Source organism: Amycolatopsis sp. NPDC043887 (genome assembly GCF_056435665.1).
Map to the genome: position 1 here is coordinate 370,824 of NZ_JBWKEB010000003.1, position 20,442 is coordinate 391,265.

The following is a 20,442-nucleotide window of genomic DNA, read 5'->3' on the forward strand; positions in this document are numbered from 1 at the left end:
TTAGGACGGCCGGTCGGGGTCGTTCGCATCGCGGGCCGTGCCGAAGAGCCGGGCGACCTTTCCGAACACCGAGTCGAGCACCCAGGCCGCGACCAGGCACAGCGGCACGACGACCGCCATGACCAGTACGAACTGCACGGGAAACGGGGCCTGCGCGAGCCACAGTTCGACGCCGTCCCACCAATCTGCGAGCCCGTTGAACACGATGTGAGCCTACGCTCGCACCCACTGCCACCGCCGGTCAGGCCATGTAGGTTGCTGACATGTTCGCCGTCTACGCATCCGAACCCAACGCCGAAAAGCCGCTGGACTCGCTGGTGATCGGCGAGCGACCCGAGCCCGACGTGCCCGAAGGCTGGGTGCGGGTCAACGTCAAGGCCGCCAGCCTCAACATGCACGACCTGTGGACGTTGCGCGGCGTCGGCATCAAACCCGAGCAGTTCCCGATGATCCTGGGTTGCGACGGCGCGGGCACCCTCGACGACGGCACCGAGGTCGTCGTCCACTCGGTGATCAACGCCCCGGGCTGGCAGGGCGACGACACTCTCGATCCGAAGCGCACCTTGCTCACCGAGAAGTACCAAGGCACTTTCGCCGAGCAGGTCGTGGTTCCGGCCCGCAACGTCGTGCCGAAGCCGTCGAGCCTGACCTTCGCGGAAGCCGCGACCATGGGCACGGCGTGGCTGACCGCGTACCGGATGCTGTTCGTGAAGTCCGGGCTGCGACCGGGGCAGACGATGCTCGTGCAAGGCGCCTCCGGCGGCGTCTCGACCGCCCTCGTCCAACTCGGGCGCGCGGCCGGGTTCCGAGTCTGGGTGACCGGGCGTAGCGAGGAAAAGCGTGCGCTGGCCGAGAATCTGGGCGCACATCAGACCTTTGAGTCCGGCGCGCGACTGCCGGAGCGGGTCGACGCCGTCTTCGAAACCGTCGGGAAGGCGACCTGGTCGCATTCGGTGAAGTCGCTCAAACCGGGCGGGATCATCGTCGTTTCCGGCTCGACCAGCGGACCGGATGCTCACGCGGAGTTGCAGCGTGTGTTCTTTCTGCAACTGCGTATCGCGGGTTCGACCATGGGAACCAGGGACGAACTGAACGATCTTCTCGCCTACCTGGAACTCACGGGGGTGCGTCCGCGGATCGGCGCCGAACTGCCGTTCGCGGAGGCCGAAACCGGGTTTAAGAACATGCTCGACGGGGAAACCTCCGGTAAGGTGGTCTTCACACATTCATCGGAGGGGTGAGCCCTCCTCCGCGCCACGATGGAACGCGCACACAAGCGCACGTCCGCGCGTTCCGCGCAGGTCAAACAGTCATTTCGCAGTCTTGTCAAGTGTCAAGAACGTTATGACTCGGGGAGCTTTTCACGACCAAAGTTCGACCAAAATCCGACCTCTCGCGGTTAGCCTTGAAGGATGACCGCATCGCAGCGGCCCGAACCGGCGGACCCGGGGGGCCGGACCACCACCGACACCGACCCGATCCGCGTCTCGTTCCGGCGCTACGCCGGTGTCCGCACCAGGGTGCTCGAAGTCGGGCCGCAGCCGGTGGAGTCCACCGACCGCGCCCCACGGCGGGTGCTCGGTAAGCGGACCACCGCGCGCGGACAGGTCAAGCCGACGGCGCCGAGGTTGGTGCTGCTGCACGGCTATTGCGACAGCGCCGACACCTGGCGCCCGGTTCTGGAGCTGCTCGCGGCCGCCGGTGTTCCGGCGGTCGCGGTCGATCTTCCCGGATTCGGTGACGCTCAGCCACTGCGGCCGGGCCCGATGCTCCCGCAGCTGGACGCGTTCACCGCGGCCGTGGTCAAGGAGCAGGCGGTACTCGGCACGGTGGCGCTCGCCGGCAACTCGCTCGGCGGCACGATGAGCCTCCGGGCCGCCGAGAACCACCGCCTGCCGGTCGCGGGCGTGGTCTCGATCGCCGCACCCGGTTTCGTGGACAGCTGGCTCATCCGCACCGTGGCCCGGTACCCGCTGCCGCTCCGGATGTACTCGGCCCTGCCGCTGCCGATCCCAGGTTTCCTCGTGCGCGCCGTCGCCGAGCAGGTCGTCCCCCGGCTGCTGTACGCCGACTCCTCCGTCGCGGACGCCGCTCAGGTCCGCCGGTTCACCTCGCTGTTCCCGGACTACCGGTCCACCACCACCCGGCTCGAACAGGCGAGGCAACTCGTCGAAGAGCTGGCGAACGCGTACCGGCTCGAGGAAATCCGGGTCCCGCTCCTGGTGGTCGTCTGCGGCAAGGACAAGCTGGTCAGCGCAGCCTCCGGGCGCCAGCTGCATGCGCTGGTCCCGCACAGCAGGCTGATGGTGCGCGGGGACTGGGGCCACTGCCCCCAGCTGGACGACCCCGTCGAGATCTCCGAGCTGCTGACCTACTTCTCCGCCGGCGCGTCCAGGCCGTCGAAGATCGCCGCTCGCGTGGCCGCCGAAGTGAGCGAGGACACCGTCGCCGGATAGGTGCGATGTCCCGACTCCCGCTACGGTGCCCTTCGGACTGTGACCCAGTCCGAAGGGCACAACCTGTTGGGAGACGACGATGTCCGCACCGCGCAGCCTGGGCTCGGGATCCGGGATTTTCCGCCGTAAACCGATCGATCAGATCCAAGAACTCAGCGGGGGCGGAGGGCTCCAGCGCACGCTCGGCCTGCGACAGCTCACCGCGATCGGCGTCGGCGGCATCATCGGTGCGGGGATCTTCTCCCTGGCCGGCGCGGTCGCGAACAAGACGGCCGGACCCGCCGTGCTCATCTCGTTCCTCATCGCGGGTATCGCCAGCGCCGCGGCCGCGTTCTCCTACGCCGAGTTCGCCGGGCTGATCCCCCGCGCCGGGTCGGCCTACACCTACGGCTACACCGTGCTGGGCGAGATCGTCGGCTGGTTCATCGGCTGGGATCTGCTGCTGGAGTACACCGCGATCGTGGCGGTGGTCGCGATCGGCATCTCCGGCTACTTCAACGAACTGCTGGGCTACCTCAACATCGAGCTCCCGACGTGGATGCTGGGCGCTCCGGGCACCGAAACGGGCGATGTCGCACCGGGGTCCTACAAGATCAACCTGTTCGCCGTGCTGCTGTGCCTGCTGATCGCCTTCATCCTCAACCAGGGCATGAAGAACGCGGCCCGGTTCGAAACGCTGCTGGTCTACCTGAAGGTCGGCCTGGTCCTGCTGGTCATCGTCGTCGGCGTCTTCCACATCAACACCGAGAACTACTCGAACTTCTTCCCGTTCGGCCTCAGTGGCGCGTTCACCGGCGCGGCGACCGTGTTCTTCGCGGTCTTCGGTTACGACGCCATGTCCACCGCGGCCGAGGAGTCGACCGACTCCCAGAAGCACATGCCGAAGGCGATCATCTACTCGCTCGCCATCTCGATGGTGCTCTATGTGCTGGCCTGCCTGGTCCTGACCGGGATGGTCAACTACAAAGACATCGACAGCGAGGCCGCCTTCTCCAGCGCCTTCGCCGGCCTCGGCATGAAGTGGCTCGGCCTGATCATCGCCGTCGGCGCGATCATCGGTATCACCACGGTGCTGTTCACCTTCCTCATGGGCGCGAGCCGGGTCGGCTACTCGATGAGCCGCGACGGCCTGCTGCCCAAGTGGTTCAGCAAGACCCACCCGGTCCGCAAGGTGCCGAGCCGGATGACCTGGGTGCTCGGCATCGCGTCGGCGATCATCGCCGGGCTGCTGCCCATCGGCGAGGCCGCGGAACTGACGAACATCGGCATCCTGCTCGCCTTCGTCGTCGTCTGCATCGCGGTGATCGTCCTGCGCTACAAACAGCCCGACCTGCCCCGCACGTTCAAGACGCCGGGCATGCCGATCGTGCCGATCATCGGCGTCGTCTTCTCGATCTGGCTGATCACGTTCCTGAACCCGGAGACCTGGCTGCGGTTCGCCGCCTGGTTCGGCATCGGCCTGATCATCTACTTCGCCTACAGCCGCCGCCACTCCGCGATGAACGCGGACAACGGCGACGCGAAGCATGTCAGCGGAGACGACTCAAACGCGTAGCGGCTTCGCGGGCTTCGGTCTGGAGGCGTTCGACGATCGACGCCACCGGGCCGGAGCCCGCGAGTTCGTAGGTCTGCCCCGCGTAGAGGGACATGATCTCGGGGTCGCCCGCCTTGCCCGCCGCCGCGCGGATCGGTTTGGTCAGGTTGTTGACCTCCGGATACGCCGACGGCGCCGTGGCCGAGAAGTCCGCGACCACGCGGTTGACCAGTGACCGGGCGGGACGCCCGCTGAACGCCCTGGTGAACGCCGTCGGCCTTCCTCCGTCCGCGAGCGCCTGCCGGTGCGCGGGCTGCGTCCCGGCCTCGTCCGCCCGCAGGAAAGCGGTGCCCAGCTGTGCCGCGACGGCCCCCGCCACCAGCACCGCCGCGATATCGCCGCCGTGCACCAGCCCGCCCGTCGCGATGAGCGGCAAATCCGTTCGTGCCGAGACGAGGCGGAGCAGGCTGAGGACGCCGTACTGCGCGCCCCCGCCTTCGGCACCGGGCTCGTCAGCGAAAAGCCCTCGATGCGCTCCGGCCTCGAATCCCTGGACCACGAGGGCGTCCGCGCCGACAGCCACGGCCTGATCGGCCTCCGCCGGACTGGTGACAGTGACAGCCACCCTGCTCCCGTTGGCGTGCAAGCGTTCGACATCCTCGGGCGAAGGTGCGCCGAAGGTGAACGAGACGACCGGCACCTTCCGCTCAAGGACGACCTCGAGCTTCGCGGCGTAGGCATCGTCGTCCCAGCGCGGCTCGCCGGGTTCGACACCGTGACGTTCGGCCTCCGCGCGCCAGCGCTCGACATGCGCGCCGAGATCCGCCTCAGCGGCGCCACCTGAGACGAAGAGGTTCACGCCGAACGGCTCGCCGGTCAGCGCGGCCGTCTTCGCGATCCGGTCCGAGAGGGCGTCGGCGCTCAGATAGCCCCCGGCCAGGAAGCCGAATCCTCCCGCCGCGGTCACCGCGGCCACGAGCTCGGGAGTGGTCGGCCCGCCCGCCATCGGGGCCGCGATCACGGGAAAACGCAGATCTTCGAACACGTTTCCGACGATAGACCCCTCGTGGCGACACGGAATGTGACGTTCGAGTCACTCCGAGATTCCCCTCTTGATGGTCTAGACCTTTGACGCTGAGAATGCGACGATCGAGCCAGCGCGTGACGTGCGTCACCCCCCCTGTCCCCTGGAGGCACCCGGTGAAGACCTTGAAAGCGCGGCTGGGCCGCGCCTTCGTCGGGGTGGTGCTGCTCGCCGGCGCCACCACCGCAGCCGCCCCAGTCGCCGACGCGGCCACTCCGCCACTGCAGGCGATTGTCCCGGTCCCGGTCTCGGTCCGTGCGGTCACCGGCTCCGACCACACCTTGACCACGAACACCAAGATCTACACCCAGGCCGGTTCGGCACAGGCCAAGGCCGTCGGCGACTACCTCGCCGGGATCCTCCGCACGTCCACCGGCTTCCCCCTGCCTGTCTCCGACGCGCCGTCGGGCACACCAGCCGACGGCATCTCGCTACTCCTGTCCGGCGCCGACGCTCGTGTCGGCGACCAGGGCTACCAGCTCAACTCGACGTCCGCTTCGGTCGTCCTGCGCGCTACGACACCACAAGGTCTCTTCGGTGGCATACAGACACTGCGGCAGCTGCTGCCGGGCAAAATCGAAAGCTCCACGGTCCAGCAGGGGCCCTGGACGGTCCCGGGTGCCGACATCCTGGACTACCCGCGATTCGGCTACCGAGGCGCGATGCTCGACGTCGCCCGGCACTTCCATCCGGTCGCCACGGTCAAGCGGTACATCGACCAGCTGGCGCAGTACAAGATCAACAACCTGCACCTGCACCTCGCCGACGACCAGGGCTGGCGCATCCAGATCGACAGCTGGCCGCGGCTGACCACCTACGGCGGCAGCACCCAGGTCGGCGGTGGCGCCGGCGGCTACTACACCAAGGCGCAGTACACGGAGATCGTGAACTACGCGGCCTCGCGGTTCATCACGGTCATCCCGGAGATCGACATGCCCGGGCACACCAACGCCGCCCTGGCCTCGTACGCCGAGTTGAACTGCAACAACACCGCTCCCCCGCTGCGCACCGACACCGCCGTCGGCTACAGCTCGCTCTGCATCTCGAAAGAGATCACCTACACCTTCGTCAACGACGTCATCCGCGAGGTCGCCGCGCTGACGCCCGGGCCGTACTTCCACCTCGGCGGCGACGAGGCCCAGGCCACCAGCGACGCGGACTACCGCACGTTCATGAACCGGGTGCTGCCGATGGTGGCCGCCGCGGGCAAGCAGGTCGTCGGCTGGCACGAGATCGGCAAGGCCACCCTGCCCGCCACGGCGACTCCGCAGTTCTGGGGCACGACGACGTCCAGCACGGAGGTCACGAACGCCGTCGCCCGCGGCAGCAAGGTGATCCTGTCGCCGGCGAACAAGGCCTACCTGGACATGAAGTACAACTCCAGTACCCCGATCGGGCTCTCGTGGGCCGGCTACATCGAGGTCCAGGACGCCTACAGCTGGAATCCGGGCGCCTACCTCTCCGGCGTGCCCGAATCCGCCGTTCGCGGCGTCGAATCGCCGCTGTGGACCGAAACCGTCGTCACCCCGGCGAACATCGACTACCTCGCCTTCCCCCGGCTCCCCGCGCACGCCGAACTCGGCTGGTCGCCGTGGTCGACCCACGATTGGAACACCTTCCGAGTACGCCTCGGCGCTCAAGCCCCGCGGTGGCAGGCCCAGGGCCTCGACTACTACAAGTCGAGCCAAGTGCCTTGGGAAACCGGATCCGGGAACCCGGGCACCTGCTCTCTCCCCGCCTGGGACCGCGCTTCAGTCTACACCGGAGGATCGACCGTCTCCCACAACGGGCGCAAGTGGACGGCGCAGTGGTGGACGCAAGGCGAGGAACCCGGCGCAGGCGGCCAATGGGGTGTCTGGCGCGACAACGGCACCTGCTGATCCTTCCGTTGGTCCGCTCGGCCCTCTTCCCCTGGCCGGGCGGGCTACGGTGGCCCCATGGCCGCAGACCTCGAACTCGTCCGCACCCTTTCCTTGCGCGAAAACGGACTCGCGACCGTCTCGACGGTCCGCGCGGACGGCACCGTCCACTCCTCGGTGGTCAACGCCGGCGTCTTCGAAGACCCGGTCACCAAGACACCGGGAGTCGCCTTCGTGGCGATGGGCGGGGTGAAGAAACTCGACCTGTTCCGCCGGGCCGGCCACGCCACGGTCACCTTCCGGCGCGGCTGGGAGTGGGCGGCGGTCCAGGGAAGCACGCACCTGATCGGACCGGACGACCCGGACCCGGACTTCGACCTGGCAGGCCTCCCCCGGTTGCTGCGCGAGGTCTTCATCGCGGCGACGGGGACCCACGACGACTGGGACGAGTACGACCGCGTGATGGCCGCCGAACGCCGGGTCGCCGTCTTCGTCACGGCGAACCGCATCAGCGGGAATCGCTGACGCGAAAAGGCCGCTCGGATCGCGATCCGAGCGGCCTTTTCGCAAGTGTCGCCTACTTCTTCTTGCTCCCGGCGTCCTCAGTGGACAGCGCGGCGACGAAGGCTTCCTGCGGGACCTCGACCCGGCCGACGGTCTTCATTCGCTTCTTGCCTTCCTTCTGCTTTTCCAGCAGCTTGCGCTTACGCGAGATGTCACCGCCGTAGCACTTCGCGAGCACGTCCTTGCGAATCGCGCGAATGGTCTCGCGGGCGATGATCCTCGACCCGACGGCCGCCTGGATCGGGACCTCGAACTGCTGCCGCGGGATCAGCTCGCGCAGCCGCGTCGCCATCCGGTTGCCGTAGCCGTACGCGGCGTCCTTGTGCACGATCGCCGAGAACGCGTCGACGGTCTCACCCTGAAGCAGGATGTCGACCTTGACCAGGTCGGCGACCTGGTCGCCGCCCTCTTCGTAGTCAAGGGACGCGTAGCCGCGCGTACGCGACTTCAGCGTGTCGAAGAAGTCGAAGATGATCTCCGCGAGCGGGATGTTGTAGCGCAGTTCGACGCGGTCCTCGGAGAGGTAATCCATCCCCAGCAGCGTGCCGCGCTTGGCCTGGCAGAGCTCCATGATCGTGCCGACGAACTCCGACGGCGCCAGGATACTCACCTTCGAAACCGGCTCGTGGACCTCGGAGATCTTCATCCCGGACGGCCAGTCCGACGGGTTCGTCACCACGACCTCGCTCTTGTCTTCGAGCACGACGTTGTAGATGACGTTCGGCGCGGTGGAAATCAGGTCGAGGCCGAATTCGCGCTCGAGCCGGTCCCGGGTGATCTCCAGGTGCAGCAGGCCGAGGAAGCCACAGCGGAACCCGAACCCGAGCGCCACGGAGGTTTCCGGCTCGTAGGCGAGCGCGGCGTCGTTGAGCTGGAGCTTGTCCAGTGCTTCACGCAGCTCGGGATAGTCCGAACCGTCGACCGGGTACAGGCCCGAGTAGACCATCGGCTTCGGTTCGCGGTAGCCCGCGAGCGGCGCCTCGGCGCCCTTGCGCTCGGAGGTGACGGTGTCACCGACCTTCGACTGCCGGACGTCCTTCACCCCGGTGATGAGGTAACCCACCTCACCGACGCCCAGCCCCTTGCTGGCCTTGGGCTCCGGCGAGATGATCCCGACCTCGAGGAGTTCGTGGGTGGCGCCGGTGGACATCATCTTGATCCGCTCGCGCGGCGTGATCTTCCCGTCGACGACCCTGATGTAGGTCACGACGCCCCGGTAGGTGTCGTAGACCGAATCGAAGATCATCGCTCGGGCGGGCGCGTCCGCGTCGCCGACCGGCGGCGGGACCTGCTTCACGCACTCGTCGAGCAGTTCGGTCACGCCCATGCCGGTCTTCGCCGACACGCGGAGCACGTCCGAGGGCTCGCAGCCGATGATGTGCGCCAGCTCGGCCGCATACTTGTCCGGATCGGCCGACGGCAGGTCGATCTTGTTCAGCACCGGGATGATGTGCAGGTTCTTCTCGAGCGCCAGGTAGAGGTTCGCCAGCGTCTGCGCCTCGATCCCCTGTGCGGCGTCGACCAGCAGGATCGCTCCTTCACAGGCCTCCAAGGCCCGGGAAACCTCGTAGGTGAAGTCCACGTGACCGGGGGTGTCGATCAGGTGCAGGACATGGTCCTGGCCGTCGACCTTCCAGGGTAGGCGCACGTTCTGCGCCTTGATGGTGATCCCGCGTTCCCGTTCGATGTCCATGCGGTCGAGGTACTGAGCGCGCATGGCCCGCTCCTCGACCACGCCGGTGAGCTGCAGCATCCGGTCGGCCAGGGTCGACTTGCCGTGGTCGATGTGCGCGATGATGCAGAAGTTCCGGATGAGTTCCGGGGGCGTGAAGGTCGTGTCGGCGAACGTCGTCAACGGGTTTCCTCGCGAAGGTCGGGGTGTGCCACCTCTATGGTCCCATGCCGCTCCGGGTGCGAGTGGGGGTCATCCCCGATGCGGCCCGTGATGAGCTGTGGTGCCCTCGAAGTATGAGTACTTCACTCTCCCAGATACTCGACCGGACGTTCGGCCATCCCCGGGGACTGCTCGGCCGGTTCGGCGGCCGGGCGATGGCGCACGGCAACGCCGCCACCGAACTTCGCGTCGTCGAGCTGGCGTCGATCGGGTCCGGCGAAACCGCCCTGGTCGTGGGCCCTGGGCCGGGCATCGGTCTCGAGGCCACGGCCGCGCGCGCGGGCCGCGCGATCGGCGTCGACCCCTCCCAGGAGATGCTCGTCCGCTCGCGCCGCCGCTGCGGCGACGAGGTGGAGCTACGGCACGGCACCGCGGACTCCACAGGCCAGCCGGACGAGAGCGTCGACGTGGTCCTGAGCGTCAACAACGTGCAGTTGTGGAGGGACCGGGCGGCCGGGTTCGCCGAACTGTTCCGCGTCTTGCGGCCCGGCGGGCGGCTGCTGCTGTCGGCGCACGAGAAGTGGCTGCCGGTGTCCCGGCACGAGCTGGCCGACGAAGTGACCGCCGCCGGCTTCACCGACCTGCAGACCTGGACCTGGGAACCGCCGGGCTTCGGTGCCTCGCTCGCCGCTCAGCTGCGCGCGATCAAGCCGCCGGCCTAGCGCGGATCAGTGCGCAACGGGTGCTCACGCGGCACCTCGACCAGCACGATCCTGGTGCCGTCCGGATCGGCGATCCACGCTTCGTCCAGACCCCAGGGTTCACGCCGCGCCCCGCGGACAGGCTCCAAACCCTTCTCCGCGAGTTCCTCGAGCGCCGCGGGCAGATCCCGTACTTGGAGCCACAACGCGACGTCCGGGGTCGGGCCGGTTTTCCCGGTACCGACGATCTCGATCGACCCGTTCCCGGCGAAGAACACCGTCCCGCCGGGGAACTCCTTGTCGATGGCCAGGCCCAGGGTGTCCCGATAGAACGCCGTCGACACGTCGAGGTCCTTCGGGTGGATCAGCACCCTGCTGCTCAGCACGTCCATGGCTCAATCCCTACCGGATGGGTTCAGGCCATCGCAATCGCGGTGATCCCCGCCAGCACCACCACCGACCCGGCCAGCCTGCGGACGGCGTTCGCCTCCCCCAGGACCAGCCAGGCGGCGAGGCCGCCCAGGACGATGCTCAGCTCCCTCGCCGGTGCGACGAGGCTCACCGGAGCGATCTGGAGGGCGTAGAGCACCAGCAGGTAGGCGGCCGGCGAGAGCACACCGACGACGAACACCTCACGCTTGTGTTCGCGCCAGAGCCACGAGATCTCTTCGCGGTCCTTCAGCGCGTACGGCGTCATGAGGAGGCTCTGCACGATCGCGCCGGTTCCGAAGTAGACGATCGGCGGGACCGCGAGGCCCGTGACCGAATGGGCGTCCCAAAGTGTGTAGGCGGCGATCGTGAGCCCGGTCAGCATTCCGTAGACCAGGCCTTTGCGGCGAGCGACACGATCGGCGGCGTCGGCATGCGCCGACGCCCGGCCGGTCCCGATCACCAGCACTCCGGCGACCACGAGGAACGCGCCCACCAGGCCGAGCACCCCCGGCCGCTCGCCGAGCAGTACGACGGCCGCGAGCACCGAGATCAGCGGCCCGGTACCGCGGGCGACGGGATAGACGACGGAAAGGTCGCCGACGGCGTAGCCCCGCTGGAGGACGATCCCGTAGGTGACGTGGAACACCGCCGTGACCACCGCGGCGAGCAGCCAGGTCCACTGTGGACGTTGCGGCTCCACGGCCAGCGAGACGGCCATGACGGGGACGAGCAGGATCGCGGAGAGGCTGTAGTAAGCCCAGACGAACCGGGCTCCGCCACGACGGATCCGCTTGGCCGCGAGGTTCCAGCCCGCGTGGATGACGGCGGCGATGACGACGAAAAACAGGGCGGTGGCGTTCACGACGGACCTTTCACGTTTTCCGCGCACGCGGAAAACACCGGTCCTCCAGGCTTTTGTCCCGTCAGATGAACGGCGGCGCTTCCGGCCCCGCCGATGGTGCCGCTCGGACCTGTCCCATCTGCCCTGATTGTGTGTTTCGCTGAACGGGCAGGCGGCGGAACCCTAGGCACTACGCTCCGCACCGTACCTCAAGCACCCGTCCCGAGGTGGCCGCGAGCCACCCCTGGACGGCTGTTAAGCTTGCCTTTCACCGTCGTGTGGCATTCCGTCATGGAGGAAACCCGCGCGCTCCCACGAGCACGCAGGGCCGGTCACAGCGCGGCGGTGAAACCACCGAGAGACTCAAGAGGAGCGCCCCCGTGGCCAACATCAAGTCGCAGATCAAGCGCATCACCACCAACGAGAAGGCGCGTCAGCGCAACCAGGCGATCCGGTCCTCGGTGAAGACCGCGATCCGCAAGTTCCGCGAGGCCGCCGACGCCGGCGACAAGGCCAAGGCCCTGGAGCTGCAGAAGGACGCGGCCAAGAAGCTGGACAAGGCCGTGACCAAGGGCGTTCTCCACGCCAACCAGGCCGCCAACAAGAAGTCCGCGCTGGCGAAGCGCGCGAACTCTCTCTGATCGGCTTTCGAAGGGCCCCGGCGACGCGCGTCGCCGGGGCCCTTCGCCGTGTTCAGCGGCTTGCGCCGTGGGCGGCGACGACCTCCAGGACGGCGCGCTCCAGCGCGTACTCCGGGTTGGCCGCGACCCCTTTGACCTCGGCGTTGAGCCGGGCGACCACCCGCATCGCGGTGGCGAGCCCGTCCTGGCCCCAGCCGCGGGCCTGCCCCTGGGCCTTGCGCACCTTCCACGGCGGCATCCCCAGCTCACCCGCCATCTGGTTCGGGTTCCCGCGACCGGCACCGGACACCCGCGCGATCGTCCGGACGGCGTCGGCGAGGGCGTCCGCGACCAGCACGTGCGGTACGCCCAGCTGCATCGCCCAGCGCAGCGACTCCAGCGCCGCCGCCTTGTCCCCGGCGACGGCCTTCTCCGCGACGGCGAACCCGTTCACGTCCGCACGGCCCCGGTGGTAGCGCCGGACCGCCTGCTCGTCGACCGTTCCGCCGGCGTCCGCGACCAGCTGGGTCGCCGCCGACGACAGTTCACGCAGATCCGAACCGACCGCGTCGATCAGCGCGAGCACGGCCGCACCGTCGATCTTCCCGCCGACCCGGCGGACCTCGTTGCGGACAAAGGATTCCCGCTCCGCGGGCTTGGTCAGTTTCGGGCACTCGACAACCTCCGCACCGGCCTTCTTCAAGGCAGCGGGAAGCCCCTTCGCGGCCTTGCTCCGGCCGCCTCCGCTGTGCACGACGACGAGCACGATGCCGTCGGCGGGCGCCTTGACGTAGGCCATCACCCCGTCGGCTAGCTCCTGCGAGATGTCGTGCGCGGACTCGAGGACGATCACCCGGCCTTCGGCGAACAGGGAGGGGCTGACCATCTCCGCGAGGGCTGGGACTGTGAGGTCCGACACCCGGATCCGGGTGAGATCCGCCGTCGGGTCGGCCGCCTTGGCCGCGTCCGAGGCGCTGCGGACCGCGCGTTCGATCAGCAGCTCTTCCTCACCGAGAACCAGGACCAGCGGCGATGGGGCGGAAGCTTGCGTCGTCACGGTGACGATCCTGCCACTCCTCCTCTCGTGTGCTTTGTCCGGTGATGTGTTGCGGGCACTGTGGCCCCACCTGAGCCTCATGTCGTACGGTGTTGGCGAGGCGACGCGATCATGCGCGTGCCGACAATCGAATACCGCTCATCCAGAGGGGCAGAGGGAACGGCCCGATGAAGCCCCGGCAACCGGCGTCAGCCTGTCATCCCGCGATCGCGGGATAGCTGACGAACACGGTGCCAATTCCGGCCCGCCATGGCGGGGCAGATGAGGAAAGGAACCTCGCGATGACCGCAACCCTCGGCACGACCTCCACCACCAAGACCCCGGATCTCGGACCGGCCGTCGAACTGGTGTCGAAGGAAGAGGGACACCGGCAGCCGCTCGCTCCCGAATTCGTTTCCGCCGAGGACTTCTCGCCGCTCGAAGTCGCCTACGACTTCGGCCGCGTGCGCCGCGAGGACATCGAAGCCGGACCGAAGAACATCTGGCGCTACAAGAAACTCCTTCCCGTTCCCTCGAATGTCGAAGAGATCCCCAACACCGAACCCGGCGCCACCCGGCTCATCCAGGCCGACAGGCTCGCGAAAGCCTTGGGTGTCAAGAAGGTCTGGGTCAAGGACGACACCGGCAACCCCACCCACTCCTTCAAGGACCGCGTGGTCGCCGTCGCTTTGGCGGCCGCGCGCGAGTTCGGGTTCGATGTGCTCGCCTGTCCCTCGACCGGCAACCTGGCCAACGCCGTCGCCGCCGCGGCGGCCCGTGCCGGCTGGCGGTCGGTCGTGCTGATCCCGAAGACCCTGGAACGCGCCAAGATCCTCACCACCGCCGTGTACGACGGTGACCTGATCGCGGTCGACGGCAACTACGACGACGTGAACCGGCTCGCCACCCAGCTCGCCGCCGAGCAGGAGAGCTGGGCGTTCGTCAACGTGAACGTCCGGCCCTACTACTCGGAAGGCTCCAAGACGCTGGCCTTCGAGGTCGCCGAACAGCTCGGCTGGCGACTTCCCTCCCAGATCGTGGTGCCGATCGCCTCCGGTTCCCAGCTCACCAAGGTGGACAAGGGTTTCCGCGAGTTCGGGCAGCTCGGCCTCGTCGACGAGACGCCGTACAAGGTGTTCGGCGCGCAGGCCACCGGCTGCTCCCCCGTCTCGGCGGCCTTCCGCGCGGGGCACGACGTCGTCCAACCGGTCAAGCCGGACACGATCGCCCGGTCGCTGGCGATCGGGAATCCGGCCGACGGCCCCTACGTCCTCGATGTGGTCAACCGCACCGGTGGCGCGATCGAAGACGTCACCGACGAAGAGGTCGTCGAGGGCATCCGGCTGCTCGCCCGCACCGAAGGCATCTTCACCGAGACCGCCGGCGGCGTCACCGTGGCGACGGCCAAGAAGCTCATCGAGACCGGCAAGCTCAACCCGGACGAGGAGATCGTCCTGCTGATCACCGGTGACGGCCTCAAGACCCTCGACGCCGTCGAGGACAAGATCGGCCCCAAGGCCACCGTCAGCGCCTCGGCCGACGCGGTGCGCGAGGCTCTGGGCATCTGAGTTCCCGTCGGCCCGCCTCAAGTACGAGGCGGGCCGCGGGGCTCACCCCGGCGTACCAGGGCGAGGCCTCGCGCGTCGGCGAGGACCGCGGTGTCGCCGTCCGTGTCCGTCCTGGCGACCGACGCGCCGACGGCGGCCAGATTGTCCAAAGTGGACTTGTTCGGATGCCCGTACGTGTTTCCGGCGCCGACGCTCACCAACGCCGCCCGCGGCGCGACGGCGTTGAGGAAATCCGGTGCCGTGTAACGGCTTCCGTGGTGCGGGACCTTCAGGATATCGGCACGCAGTTCTGCCCCCTCGGCCATCAGGTCGGCCTGCGCGGCGAGCTCGATGTCGCCCGTCAGGAGCACCCGGCCCGCCGGGGTCCCGGCGCGCAGGACGACGGAACCGTTGTTGATCACCGTGCCGTCCTGTTCGCGGACCGATCGACCGGTGACATACCGCGGCCCCAGTACATCCAGTGACAACCCCGGCCAGTCCAGCCGTTGCCCGATCTCCAGCTCCAGCAAGGGAATCCCGCGGCGCGCGGTCTCGTCCGCGACCTGCTGCCACGCCCAGGCGGGAGCCCGGCCGGGGCCGACGGCGACCGCCCCGACCGACCTGCCCTCGAAGACGGATTCGAGGCCGCCGATGTGGTCGGCGTGCAGATGACTCAGCACGATCAGCGGAACCCGGTCGACGCCGAGCCTGCTCAGGCATTCGTCGACCGGCCCCGGTTCCGGCCCGGTGTCGACCAGGACCGCCCGCCCTTGCTCGCCGGTGGCGAGGACGACGGCATCGCCCTGCCCGACGTCGCAGGCGACGGCACTCCACGACGCCGGCGGCCACGCCGGAGCCAGCACTCGCACCGGTACGAAGACGAGCAGCCCGGCGGCCAGCGCGACCGCCAGGAGGATCCTGGCGTGCCGCAGCCGGATGGCGACGAGCAGGACGACAAGCAGTCCGGCCGCCAGAAGCCCGCCCCACCAGCCGTCCGGCCAGTCCAGGACCGCTCCCGGTGCGCGGGCGCCGTGGCGGGCCACGGTGATGAGCCAGCTCGCCTCGGGTTCGGTCAGGCGGACCAGCAGCCTTCCCGCCGACGGCCACCACGGGCCGACGACGGTGGCGAGCACGCCGAACACGGTGGCCGGGGCGACCACCGGCGCGGCGAGCACGTTGGTCACCACCGAGACGAGACTGACCGATCCCGCCATGCCCGCGATGACCGGCGTCGTCACCACGAACGCGGCCAGCGGGATGGTCAGCCCCTCGGCGTAGCCTGCCGGGACACCGCGTCCGACCAGCCATTCCGCCCACCTCGGCGCCAGCAGCACCAGGCCGGCCGTGGCCAGCACCGAAAGCGCGAACCCGAAGTCGGCGGCCATCGCGGGGTCGGCCACTACGAGCCCGGCCACCGCGAACGCCAGCGCGGGCAACGCCGAACCCCGGCGCCCCAGTGCCAGCGCCAGCAGCCCGACCGCCCCCATCACCCCGGCGCGGAGCACGCTGGGCGCGGGCCCGGCGAGGACCACGAACCCGGCGAGCCCCGCGGCGGCCGCGGCGGCGGAGGTCCGCGGCCCGATCCGGAGCACCCTCAGCAGGAGAAGGATCGAGCCGCAGACGATCGCCACGTTCCCACCGCTCACGGCCATCAGGTGGGACATGCCGGAGTCCGTGAACTCGCGTTCGACCCTCGGGGACAGTGTGCTCGTGTCCCCCACGACCAGCCCGGGCACGAGACCGGCCTGCTCCTCCGGGAGGACGGCGCACAGCTCCCGGAGCCCGGCGCGCAGCGATTCCGCGGCTCGCTGCCACCAAGGCGCCGGCCCGAGGGCCGACGGCGGGCCTCGCACCGAAAGGACCGCGACCGTCAGTTCAGCCCCCTTCGACGGCGCGAGCCGCCCTGAGGCGGTGACCTGCTGCCCGGGCAACAGGGCCGTCCACCCCTCGGCGGGAGCGAGCAGGAGGATCCGGCCGGCCGAATCCACCACGCGCTCACCCGTCACCGCGGTGTCCACCGTCGCGGCGATGACCACCAGGCGGGTGCCTGCCCGGCGATCGGCGTATCCGGCACCGCGGACCGGACGTGGCCGCTCGGTGACCACCACCCTCGTGGTGACGTCACTCCCCCGTGCGGCGGCGGCACGGAGGTCGTCGTGCTCGGCGGCCCGGATCCGCAGCGCCACCGGGCCGGCGGTGAGCACGCCGAGGACCGCCAGGGCACCCAGGCCCGCCACCCACCGGGACGCCGTCCGGCGGGCACGGACACCGGCGGCGATCGCGAGCACCACGGCGGCCGCACCGCAGAGCATCGTGATCCACCAGCCGCCCAACAGCCCGGAAAGAGTGCCGAGCCAGGCAGTCATCGCGGCCGGTATCAACCGCAAGTCCTGTCCTCGCCACGACGCGGTGTCCACTTCGGACGGATCGGCGGACGGGTTCATCCGACGGACACCACTTCCCGGAGCTTTCGATATTTGGATTCGCCGATCCCTTCTACGTCACGGAGTTGCTCGACGCTGGTGAACCCGCCGTGCCCGGACCGCCAGTCGACGATGCGTTTCGCCATCACCTCGCCGACCCCGGGCAGGGTGTCGAGTTGCTCGGCCGTGGCCGAGTTCAGGTCGAGCTTCCCCGGCGGTGCCGCCGTTCCGGCCGCGGCCGGAACGGGGACGCCGACGCCCACCTGCTCGCCGTCGGTGAGCCGCCGGGCCAGATTCACTCCGGTCAGATCCGTTCCGGGCTGTGCCCCACCGGCCGCCGTGAGGGCATCGGCGACCCGTGCGCCCGGAGGGACCGTGACCAGGCCGGGTTTGAGGACCCGGCCGACGACGCTGACCACCAGAGGCGCCTTCCCCGCCGCGGCGGGGACGTCTCCGGCGGCCTTCGCCGACGGCAGGGGAGGCGGGGTCTCCGCCCCCGGCCGGTGTCCGAACAAGGCGATCGCGCCGGTCACGATCACGGCCACCGCGATCAGCACGGCCACCACGACGAACCACCGCCGGCTCACCGGGATCCCGTCCGCCGTGAACCGGGTGGGCACCCAGCGGCGTACGAGCCTGCCCGCGGGCGGGCCCTGGGTGGGCGACGACAGCTGCGCTGCCAGCCACGCCAGCCTGGCGTTGACGGAGGGTCCCGATGGACGGGCGGTTTGGTCGAACACGTGACCGACGCTACGGAGCGGGAGCGGCGGGCGGCAGTGGTGAATCCCGAGGCTGTGGACAAGTGGGGTGTTGTGGACAACCAGGGCACGGCCGAGACCGGATCACCGGTTTCCGTCGGGGTCGTATGCGACGCTGGACGGTTTCCTCAGCCCGCTCGCTGGATCACGACGCCGAGCACGCCGGGGCCGGTGTGGGCCCCGATGACGGCGCCGATCTCCGAGACCACGCACCCGTCCGGGCAGTTGATGGATTCCTCGAGCCGGTTGGCCAGTTCGACGGCGCGCTCGGGCGAAGCGAGATGGTGGACGGCGATGTCGGCGAGCCCGCCTTCGGCCGCTTTCACGGCGAGTTCGACCAGCCGCGCCACCGCGCGATTCATCGTCCGCACCTTCTCCAACGGCTGGATCCGGCCGTCGGACATGTGGAGCACCGGTTTCACCGCGAGCGCCGTGCCGAGCAGGGCGGCCGCCGGACCGATCCGCCCGCCGCGACGCAGGTATTCGAGGGTTTCGACGGCGAACAGGGTCTCCGAGCGGCCCACCGCGTCGACCGCGGCGGCCTCCACCTCGGCGGGGTCGGCCCCGTCCGCGGCGGCACTCGCCGCGCACAGGGCGGCGAAGCCGAGTCCCATCGCGGTGCTGCGCGAATCGACCACGCGCACCTTGTCCGGCCCGACCTCCTGGGCCGCGAGCACCGCGGCCTCCCAGGTCCCGGACAACTCCCTGGACAGATGCACCGACACGACGGCGTCCGCACCCTCGGCCAGCGCCGCCCGGAACTCCTTGACGAATTCGGTGGGCGTCGGCCGGGACGTCGTCACCAGGCTGCGTTTGCCGAGTGCCTCGGCCAGAGCGGCGGGGCCCATTTCGACGCCGTCGAGGAAAACGACACCGTCCACGAGGACGTGCAGCGGGACCACCCGGATCCCGTTCCGTTCGGCGAAGCCTTCCGGCAGGTGGGCGGTGGAATCCGTGACTACGGCGACCGACACGGCAGTCAGCCTACGTTGCCGCGGAGCGGAGCACCGGGGCCATCAGGCGGGCCATTTCCGCGCCGACGGCGGCATGTCCCTCCCACCCCCAGTGCAGCCCGTCCGGATTGCCCCGCCCGCTCAGCACGTGGTCGCCGACGACGGCTCCGAGATCCAGCAGCGGGACGTCCGCGCGCCGGCCCCAGTCGGCGATGGCCGCGGCGGCACCGGCGCGGGCGGTGTGGACGCGGCCGTACGAGTCGGATCGATGCACGGAGGGCAGCATGCCGAAGACCGGCAGCTCCGGTCGCAGCGTGCGCAAAGCTCCGACAGCGGTGTCGAGATACTGGACGGTGAGCTTCGACGGCAGGACCACCGGACGTCCTCGGAGGGCGATCGCGAGCCGCGGCTGAGCGGCCAGATACGCCTTGCGTACCACGCGCCGCAGCGGGTCGGGCCGAAGGTAGCGGAGGCCGGTGCGAAGGTAGGTGGGAAGCGGCGAGGGCAGGGTGTCCATGCTCCCGACGGCCAGTACGACGGCGTCGGCGTGATGGAGATCGGCCCAGACACGCGGATCACCGATCAACGACCACCAGGCGTCACGGGCGGTCCAGCCGAACCCGGCGACGAGGTCCACGCCACCGCCCCCGAGCGCGTCGGCGGCGATATTCGGCCACAGGCGCGCGTCGTCGGCGGCGAGCGGGCCGTCGGGGCCGTGGAAACTGAGGGAATCGCCGAACACCAGCAGGCGCGGGGCCATGGGATCAGCCGGTGATGCCCGCGTTGTAGGCGGCCAGCCGCCAGTTGCCGTCGCGTCTGGTCAGCTCGACCCAGTGACAGTTCGCGATCCCGCCCAGCGACGGCCAGGAGGCGACCGGCAGGCCGAGCAGTTTCGCGGTCAGCGCGATGATCAGGCCGCCGTGCGTGGCCAGCAGTACCGCGTCGCCCGCGCCGGAATTGGGCTGGTCCAGGTCCGCGACGACCTCCAACGCCCGTTCGGCGACGTCGACCCGCGACTCACCACCGGGCGGCGCCCAGGTCGCGTCGACGCGCCAGCGTGCGCGTTCCCCGGGGTACGTCTCGTCGACCTGCTGGCCGGTGAAGCCCTGCCATTCACCCAGATGGGTTTCCCGGAGACGCTTGTCGATCCGCAGCGGGACGCCGATGGCCTCCGTGAGCACGGTGGCCGTGTCGGTGGCGCGGCGCAGATCCGAGGCGATCACCAGATCCGGAGAGAACCGGGCGAGCGCGGGCACGGCGAACCTGGCCTGGTTCCAGCCGACCGGGGTCAACGCGGAGTCCAGATGCCCCTGCATCCGGCCCGCCGCGTTGTAGTCGGTCTCGCCGTGGCGCCAGAGCACCAGCCGCCGCGGGCTCACGAGGCGCCTTGCGCGTCGGCGGGGTCCTCCTCGGCGGGTGTCTCCAGACCGGCGACCTCGATCCGCGGGCAGTCCTTCCAGAGCCGCTCGAGACCGTAGAAGGAGCGTTCCTCCTGGTGCTGGACGTGGATGACGACGTCGACGTAGTCCAGCAGGACCCAGCGGCCCTCACGGGCGCCCTCACGGCGGACGGGCTTGTGCCCGCCGAGCCGGAGCTGCTCCTCGACGTTGTCGACGATGGCGCCGACCTGGCGCTCGTTGGGCGCGGAGGCGATGACGAAGGCGTCGGTGATCACCAGCTGGTCGGACACGTCCAGCACGACCACGTCGCTCGCCTTCTTGTCCGCCGCCGCATGGGCGGCCGCTACGGCCAGCTCTCGTGCCTCGGACGTGGCTGTCACAGTTCTCCTCAAACAGATGG

Annotated in this window: 20 protein-coding genes and 1 riboswitch; of the genes, 8 read left to right on the top strand and 12 right to left on the bottom strand. The window is 69.4% G+C overall.

All coding sequences use genetic code 11. The features are described 5' to 3' along the window. Positions 1 to 204: a hypothetical protein gene (locus tag AC069H_RS11165; RefSeq protein ID WP_340685474.1), complete on the bottom strand. Its 204-nt coding sequence runs from the start codon at positions 202 to 204 to the stop codon at positions 1 to 3. Between the two features lie 59 nt (positions 205 to 263). Here AC069H_RS11165 and AC069H_RS11170 point away from each other — a divergent pair, with 59 nt between their 5' ends. From AC069H_RS11170 to AC069H_RS11180, 3 genes are all read left to right on the top strand, one after another. Continuing rightward, positions 264 to 1,241, top strand: coding sequence for a zinc-binding dehydrogenase (locus AC069H_RS11170; RefSeq protein WP_478227684.1), 978 nt, complete (start codon positions 264 to 266; stop codon positions 1,239 to 1,241). Between the two features lie 171 nt (positions 1,242 to 1,412). Beyond that, on the top strand, positions 1,413 to 2,456 hold the full coding sequence (locus tag AC069H_RS11175) for an alpha/beta hydrolase (RefSeq protein ID WP_478232149.1): 1,044 nt from the start codon (positions 1,413 to 1,415) through the stop codon (positions 2,454 to 2,456). A gap of 79 nt (positions 2,457 to 2,535) precedes the next feature. Continuing rightward, positions 2,536 to 4,011: an amino acid permease gene (locus tag AC069H_RS11180; protein ID WP_478227682.1), complete on the top strand. Its 1,476-nt coding sequence runs from the start codon at positions 2,536 to 2,538 to the stop codon at positions 4,009 to 4,011. Here AC069H_RS11180 and AC069H_RS11185 read toward each other — a convergent pair. Next, positions 3,986 to 5,035, bottom strand: coding sequence for an NAD(P)H-dependent flavin oxidoreductase (locus tag AC069H_RS11185; protein ID WP_478227681.1), 1,050 nt, complete (start codon positions 5,033 to 5,035; stop codon positions 3,986 to 3,988). The genes AC069H_RS11180 and AC069H_RS11185 overlap by 26 nt on opposite strands. Positions 5,036 to 5,190: 155 nt before the next feature. On the opposite strand from AC069H_RS11185, the gene AC069H_RS11190 reads away from it, so the two are divergent. Next, positions 5,191 to 6,954 carry a family 20 glycosylhydrolase gene (locus AC069H_RS11190; protein WP_478232150.1) on the top strand — a complete coding sequence of 588 codons (1,764 nt, stop codon included), beginning with the start codon at positions 5,191 to 5,193 and terminating at the stop codon, positions 6,952 to 6,954. A 57-nt stretch (positions 6,955 to 7,011) separates the two neighbouring features. After that, positions 7,012 to 7,458, top strand: a complete 447-nt coding sequence (locus AC069H_RS11195; protein WP_478232151.1) for a pyridoxamine 5'-phosphate oxidase family protein — start codon at positions 7,012 to 7,014, stop codon at positions 7,456 to 7,458. 52 nt (positions 7,459 to 7,510) lie between these two features. On the opposite strand, the gene lepA is transcribed toward AC069H_RS11195, so the two are convergent. Then, positions 7,511 to 9,352: a translation elongation factor 4 gene (lepA, locus tag AC069H_RS11200; RefSeq protein ID WP_478232152.1), complete on the bottom strand. Its 1,842-nt coding sequence runs from the start codon at positions 9,350 to 9,352 to the stop codon at positions 7,511 to 7,513. A 113-nt stretch (positions 9,353 to 9,465) separates the two neighbouring features. Between lepA and AC069H_RS11205 the strand changes: the two genes are divergently transcribed. Continuing rightward, complete coding sequence (locus AC069H_RS11205) at positions 9,466 to 10,053, top strand: class I SAM-dependent methyltransferase (protein ID WP_478232153.1); 588 nt, start codon at positions 9,466 to 9,468, stop codon at positions 10,051 to 10,053. On the opposite strand, the gene AC069H_RS11210 is transcribed toward AC069H_RS11205, so the two are convergent. Together AC069H_RS11210 and AC069H_RS11215 are read right to left on the bottom strand one after the other, a co-directional pair. Beyond that, a complete protein-coding gene (locus tag AC069H_RS11210) occupies positions 10,050 to 10,424 on the bottom strand; it encodes a VOC family protein (protein WP_007034800.1) in 375 nt (124 codons plus the stop codon). The two genes, AC069H_RS11205 and AC069H_RS11210, sit on opposite strands and share 4 nt — an antisense overlap. Before the next feature lie 23 nt (positions 10,425 to 10,447). Further along, positions 10,448 to 11,326, bottom strand: coding sequence for an EamA family transporter (locus tag AC069H_RS11215; RefSeq protein WP_478227677.1), 879 nt, complete (start codon positions 11,324 to 11,326; stop codon positions 10,448 to 10,450). A gap of 359 nt (positions 11,327 to 11,685) precedes the next feature. Between AC069H_RS11215 and rpsT the strand changes: the two genes are divergently transcribed. Beyond that, positions 11,686 to 11,946: a 30S ribosomal protein S20 gene (rpsT, locus tag AC069H_RS11220; RefSeq protein ID WP_007034798.1), complete on the top strand. Its 261-nt coding sequence runs from the start codon at positions 11,686 to 11,688 to the stop codon at positions 11,944 to 11,946. 52 nt (positions 11,947 to 11,998) lie between these two features. Here rpsT and holA read toward each other — a convergent pair whose 3' ends face one another. Beyond that, positions 11,999 to 12,982, bottom strand: a complete 984-nt coding sequence (holA, locus tag AC069H_RS11225; protein ID WP_478227676.1) for a DNA polymerase III subunit delta — start codon at positions 12,980 to 12,982, stop codon at positions 11,999 to 12,001. Positions 12,983 to 13,117: 135 nt separating this feature from the next. Further along, a riboswitch (SAM riboswitch) is annotated at positions 13,118 to 13,250 on the top strand. A gap of 13 nt (positions 13,251 to 13,263) precedes the next feature. Between holA and thrC the strand changes: the two genes are divergently transcribed. Next, entirely contained in the window at positions 13,264 to 14,529 is a 1,266-nt protein-coding gene (gene thrC / locus AC069H_RS11230; RefSeq protein ID WP_005158594.1) for a threonine synthase, read from the top strand. Between the two features lie 17 nt (positions 14,530 to 14,546). On the opposite strand, the gene AC069H_RS11235 is transcribed toward thrC, so the two are convergent. From AC069H_RS11235 to rsfS, 6 genes are all read right to left on the bottom strand, one after another. After that, entirely contained in the window at positions 14,547 to 16,952 is a 2,406-nt protein-coding gene (locus AC069H_RS11235; protein WP_478232154.1) for a ComEC/Rec2 family competence protein, read from the bottom strand. Then, the gene (locus tag AC069H_RS11240) at positions 16,949 to 17,671 is read right to left on the bottom strand and encodes a ComEA family DNA-binding protein (protein WP_478227674.1); all 723 of its coding nucleotides are present in this window, start codon (positions 17,669 to 17,671) and stop codon (positions 16,949 to 16,951) included. Before AC069H_RS11240 ends, AC069H_RS11235 begins: the two co-directional genes overlap by 4 nt. 146 nt (positions 17,672 to 17,817) lie before the next feature. Next, a complete protein-coding gene (locus tag AC069H_RS11245) occupies positions 17,818 to 18,663 on the bottom strand; it encodes a DegV family protein (protein WP_478227673.1) in 846 nt (281 codons plus the stop codon). Between the two features lie 10 nt (positions 18,664 to 18,673). Continuing rightward, positions 18,674 to 19,402, bottom strand: a complete 729-nt coding sequence (octT, locus tag AC069H_RS11250) for a diglucosylglycerate octanoyltransferase (RefSeq protein WP_478232155.1) — start codon at positions 19,400 to 19,402, stop codon at positions 18,674 to 18,676. A 4-nt stretch (positions 19,403 to 19,406) separates the two neighbouring features. Beyond that, on the bottom strand, positions 19,407 to 20,021 hold the full coding sequence (locus AC069H_RS11255) for a histidine phosphatase family protein (RefSeq protein ID WP_340685488.1): 615 nt from the start codon (positions 20,019 to 20,021) through the stop codon (positions 19,407 to 19,409). Further along, positions 20,018 to 20,422, bottom strand: coding sequence for a ribosome silencing factor (gene rsfS / locus AC069H_RS11260; RefSeq protein ID WP_016332398.1), 405 nt, complete (start codon positions 20,420 to 20,422; stop codon positions 20,018 to 20,020). Before rsfS ends, AC069H_RS11255 begins: the two co-directional genes overlap by 4 nt. Positions 20,423 to 20,442: the final 20 nt, after the last annotated feature.

Bases quoted from the DNA above. Each gene is read 5' to 3' on its own strand.
- AC069H_RS11170 (WP_478227684.1), top strand. From the start codon at position 264: ATGTTCGCCGTCTACGCATCCGAACCCAACGCCGAAAAGCCGCTGGAC.
- AC069H_RS11175 (WP_478232149.1), top strand. From the start codon at position 1,413: ATGACCGCATCGCAGCGGCCCGAACCGGCGGACCCGGGGGGCCGGACC.
- AC069H_RS11180 (WP_478227682.1), top strand. From the start codon at position 2,536: ATGTCCGCACCGCGCAGCCTGGGCTCGGGATCCGGGATTTTCCGCCGT.
- AC069H_RS11195 (WP_478232151.1), top strand. From the start codon at position 7,012: ATGGCCGCAGACCTCGAACTCGTCCGCACCCTTTCCTTGCGCGAAAAC.
- AC069H_RS11205 (WP_478232153.1), top strand. From the start codon at position 9,466: ATGAGTACTTCACTCTCCCAGATACTCGACCGGACGTTCGGCCATCCC.
- AC069H_RS11210 (WP_007034800.1), bottom strand. From the start codon at position 10,424: ATGGACGTGCTGAGCAGCAGGGTGCTGATCCACCCGAAGGACCTCGAC.
- thrC (WP_005158594.1), top strand. From the start codon at position 13,264: ATGACCGCAACCCTCGGCACGACCTCCACCACCAAGACCCCGGATCTC.
- AC069H_RS11235 (WP_478232154.1), bottom strand. From the start codon at position 16,952: ATGAACCCGTCCGCCGATCCGTCCGAAGTGGACACCGCGTCGTGGCGA.
- octT (WP_478232155.1), bottom strand. From the start codon at position 19,402: ATGGCCCCGCGCCTGCTGGTGTTCGGCGATTCCCTCAGTTTCCACGGC.